Raw genomic sequence first — 4,049 nt, 5'->3', positions numbered from 1 at the left:
GCCCGCGCCCTGAGGGCGGACACCGCGCGTCGGCTGGCGCGCAGGCTGGCGGTGCCGAGGGGGCACCGCCCGAACAGCTCCACGCCGCCCTCGTGCGCGCCGGGGTCGACCCCGCACGCGCGCAGGTCCTCCTGTGGGGACCACCACCGACCACCGACCAGGCCCTCGTGGACCTGGCCGGGGAGCTCACCCGACTGGAGGAGGACATCCGCCATGACTGATCCGCACCCGCCCGTTCCCGACGGTGGAGGGCCCGCCACCCCACCTCCCCCGGGGGAGGACGCCCGGCGCGTCCAGGCATCCCTCGTGGCCCTGCGCTCCGAGATCGCCAAGGCCGTCGTCGGTCAGGAGGGCGCGGTCACCGGCCTCGTCATCGCACTGGTCGCCGGAGGGCACGCCCTGCTCGAGGGTGTCCCCGGGGTCGCCAAGACACTGCTCGTGCGCTCCCTGGCCACCTCACTGGACATGGGCATGTCGCGGGTCCAGTTCACCCCGGACCTCATGCCCGCCGACATCACGGGATCCCTCGTGTGGGACGCGGGCGCCTCCCGCTTCGAGTTCCGGGAGGGCCCGGTGTTCACCAACCTCCTGCTGGCCGACGAGATCAACCGCACGCCCCCCAAGACGCAGTCCGCACTCCTGGAGGCCATGGAGGAGCACCAGGTGACCGTGGACGGCCGCTCCCACCCCCTGCCGGACCCGTTCATGGTCATCGCCACCCAGAACCCCGTGGAGTACGAGGGGACCTACCCCCTGCCCGAGGCACAGCTCGACCGGTTCCTCCTCAAGCTGGACCTCCCGCTGCCCGACCGCGCTGCGGAGATCGAGGTCGTGGCCCGACACCAGGCGGGGTTCGACCCCCTGTCCCTGGGGGAGGCGGGAGTGCGTGCCGTGGCCGGGCCCGCCGACATCCGGGCCGCCCGTGACCTCGCGGCCCAGGTGGTCGTGGAACCGGCGGTCATCGGCTACATCGTGGACCTGGTCCAGGCGACCCGGACCTCGCCCTCGCTGCGCCTGGGCGTCTCCCCCCGCGGCGCCACCGCCCTGCTGCGCACCTCCCGGGTGTGGGCGTTCCTGCAGGGGCGGTCCTTCGTGACCCCCGATGACGTCAAGGCGATGGCGGTGTCCACCCTGGCCCACCGCGTCTCCATGCGCCCGGAGGCAGACCTGGAGGGGATCACCGCCCGCGGCGTCGTCGAGGGCCTGCTGGCCTCCGTCCCGGTCCCGCGCTGATGGCCGTCTCGGGTCGCGCCGCTCTCCTGGCCGCACTGGGGGTCGTCGCCGTCGTGGTGCTCCCCTCCCGCGCGATGGTGTGGGGGTGGCTCGGGTTCGTGGCCCTGGCCTGCCTGGTGGACGCCGTCCTGGCACTGTCCCCGCGGGAGTTGCGCATCGGACGGCTCGTGGCGGGCCCCGTCCGGGCCGACCAGACGACCACCTCGGAGGTCACCCTGACGAACCCGACCCCGCGTGGTGCCCACCTCGAGGTGCGCGACGCCTGGGCACCCTCCCTGCACCCCTCGCCCTCCCGCCACCGCGTCGCACTGCCGGGGGGATCCACCGTGACGGTGGCCACCGGCCTCTCCCCGGAGCGGCGCGGCAGCCGCAGGGGTGACTACGTGACGGTGCGGGCATGGGGGCCGCTCGGCCTGGCCGCGCGCCAGGTGTCGGTGTCGGTGCCCGCGCTCCTGTCCGTGCTCCCCGGGTTCCGCTCCCGTCGTCTGCTCCCCTCGAGGCTGGCGCGCCTGCACGAGCTGGAGGGCTCCACCGCGACGATCCTGCGGGGTCCAGGCACGGAGTTCGACTCGCTGCGCGACTACGTCCGCGGTGACAACCCCCGTGACATCGACTGGCGTGCCTCCGCCCGTTCCCGGGACCTGGTGGTGCGCACGTGGAGGCCGGAACGGGACCGGCACGTCATCCTCGTGCTGGACACGGGCCGCGCCTCCGCCCTGCTGCTCGGGGCGCCGGGGGCGGGATCCTCCCGCGGGACCGCCCCCGGATCCGCGGACCTGCTGGACCTGGGGGTGGCACCCCGGCTGGACGCGGGCATCGAGGCAGTCCTGCTGCTGGCGGCACTCGCCGACCGGGCGGGCGACAACGTCCACCTCCTGGCGGTCGACCGACGGGTCCGGGCACGGGTGTCGGGGGTGCGCGGAGCGGGTCTGGTGCGCCAGGTCGGTGCGTCCCTCACCGACGTGGTCCCCGACCTCCAACCCGTCGACTGGGCCCTGGTCACCGCGGAGGTCCGGCGCACGGTCCACCACCGGGCCCTGGTCGTCCTGGTGACGGAGGTCCCCCCGGTGGGTGCCGATCCCGACTTCCTCCAGGCGGTGTCGGAGCTGTCCTCCTCGCACCTCGTGGTCGTCGCGTCGGCCACCGACCCCGAGCTGGCACGCCTGGCCGCCGGGCGCGGGGACGCGGAGGCCGTGTACGCCTCGGCCGCCGCCGGTTCGACCCTGAACGAGTCACGGGTGGGGGCACGCGACGCGGAGCGCGCCGGCGCCCTGGTGCTGGACATGGATGCGGGTCTCCTGGCCGCCCGGCTGTCCGACACCTACATCGCCCTCAAGAAGCAGGGGCGACTGTGATCGGCGCCTCCGGGCGCTGATCGCGCCCGGTGGACGGGGTGGTCCATAGTGGACGGGTGAACGAAGTGCTCGGAATTCACCCGTGGCGGATCGCGGCCAGGGCCCTGCTGGTCGGCCTCGTCTCCGGCGTCCTCGCGATCCTCTTCCGGGCGCTCATGGAGGCGTGCCTGGACCTGGCGCGCAGAATCGCCCCACTCCTGCGTGAGGACTGGCGCGTCACCGCGGCGTGGGTGGTCGCGGCGGGCCTGGCCGTCGCGGCCCTCACGGTCCTGCTGAGGTGGGAACCGGACGCCGGCGGGTCCGGGATCCCGCAGGTCAAGGGCGTGATCCAGGGGCGTCTGGGGCTGCGTCCCCTGCGCGTCCTGGTCGTGCGCTTCCTGGCCGGGGCACTGGCGGGGGTCTTCGGCCTGTCCCTGGGACGCGAGGGCCCCAGCATCCACATCGGTGCCTCCGGCGGCAAGCTCGTGGCCTCCTCCATGCGGGCGGACGAGGTGACGACCGACTACCTGGTCACCGCGGGCGGTGCGGCGGGACTGGCGGCGGCCTTCTCCGCACCGCTTTCGGGTCTGTTCTTCGCCCTGGAGGGCCTGCACCGGTCCTTCTCCCGGCCCGTCATGCTGGCGGCCGCGGCAGGGGCCTTCCTGGCCGGGGGGCTGGCCAGCGCCGTGTTCGGACTGACGCCGATCCTCGCGTTCTCCACCCTGCATCCCCTGCCCATAGGCGACTACCCATGGATGGTGGCCATCGGAGTGGTCTCCGGCCTCACCGGTGTCGCGATGACCCGGGGTCTCCTCGGCTTCCAGGACCTCTACGCCCGCGTCCCGGTGCCGGCACGTCTCGGCGTGGCGCTGGGGATCGCCATCGTGGTCCAGATGACCGTCCCGGACCTGCTGGGAGGTGGGGAGAACCTCATCGCCCTGGCACAGCGGGCCGGTACCGGCCTGGGGGTCCTCGCACTGCTGTGGGTCGGCAAGGCGCTGTTCACCATGACGAGTTTCTCCTCGGGGGTACCCGGGGGCATCTTCATGCCGATCCTCACTGTCGGCGCCCTCTCCGGCGCAGTGGGTGCGGGTCTGTTGGCCCGGGCCGATCTCCTGCCGGCAGGAGCCGTCCCGGTCGCCGCGGTGGCCGCAATGGCCGGAGCGCTGGCGGGCAGCGTGAAGAGCCCCCTGACGGCGATCATGCTCACCGTGGAGATGGTCGGCAACGTCCAGCACATCCTCCCCGTGGCACTGTGCGCCTTCACAGCCCTGGGCGTCGCGGACCTGGTCGGTTCACCCGACATCTACGGGGCACTGCTGCGCCGCCGGATCGCCGCCGCCCACCACGGCGTCACCGCCACGCGCGTGGCGCGCCCGGGACACGGAGCCTGACCGGGCGCAGCGCGGTGGCCCCGGGCGCGCCACAGTGGACGTGGTGACCTCAGCCGGCCACGGGCACGGCATACCCGGCATCGCTGTG

General features: G+C 73.8%; 3 protein-coding genes and 1 pseudogene. All 4 read left to right on the top strand.

What is annotated here, in order from left to right; all coding sequences use genetic code 11:
* Positions 1-221, top strand: a pseudogene (locus TA90_RS15095) (hypothetical protein); the annotation flags it as partial.
* Positions 214-1,233 (top strand): AAA family ATPase, encoded by a 1,020-nt coding sequence (locus TA90_RS07080; RefSeq protein WP_052450618.1) that lies wholly within the window; start codon positions 214-216, stop codon positions 1,231-1,233. The pseudogene TA90_RS15095 and the gene TA90_RS07080, both read left to right, overlap by 8 nt.
* Positions 1,233-2,588: a DUF58 domain-containing protein gene (locus tag TA90_RS07075; protein ID WP_043535379.1), complete on the top strand. Its 1,356-nt coding sequence runs from the start codon at positions 1,233-1,235 to the stop codon at positions 2,586-2,588. Before TA90_RS07080 ends, TA90_RS07075 begins: the two co-directional genes overlap by 1 nt.
* A gap of 56 nt (positions 2,589-2,644) precedes the next feature.
* On the top strand, positions 2,645-3,961 hold the full coding sequence (locus tag TA90_RS07070) for a ClC family H(+)/Cl(-) exchange transporter (protein ID WP_052450617.1): 1,317 nt from the start codon (positions 2,645-2,647) through the stop codon (positions 3,959-3,961).
* Positions 3,962-4,049: the final 88 nt, after the last annotated feature.

The sequence above is a fragment of the Actinomyces polynesiensis genome, assembly GCF_000820725.1.
GTDB lineage: Bacteria > Actinomycetota > Actinomycetes > Actinomycetales > Actinomycetaceae > Pauljensenia > Pauljensenia polynesiensis.
Note: the sequence above shows the minus strand (reverse complement) of the source record. Positions and strands in the feature narration are given on the sequence as shown.

What these genes read in the sequence shown, in the direction of transcription:
- TA90_RS07075 (WP_043535379.1), top strand. Translation starts at nt 1,233, where the DNA reads ATGGCCGTCTCGGGTCGCGCCGCTCTCCTGGCCGCACTGGGGGTCGTC.
- TA90_RS07080 (WP_052450618.1), top strand. Translation starts at nt 214, where the DNA reads ATGACTGATCCGCACCCGCCCGTTCCCGACGGTGGAGGGCCCGCCACC.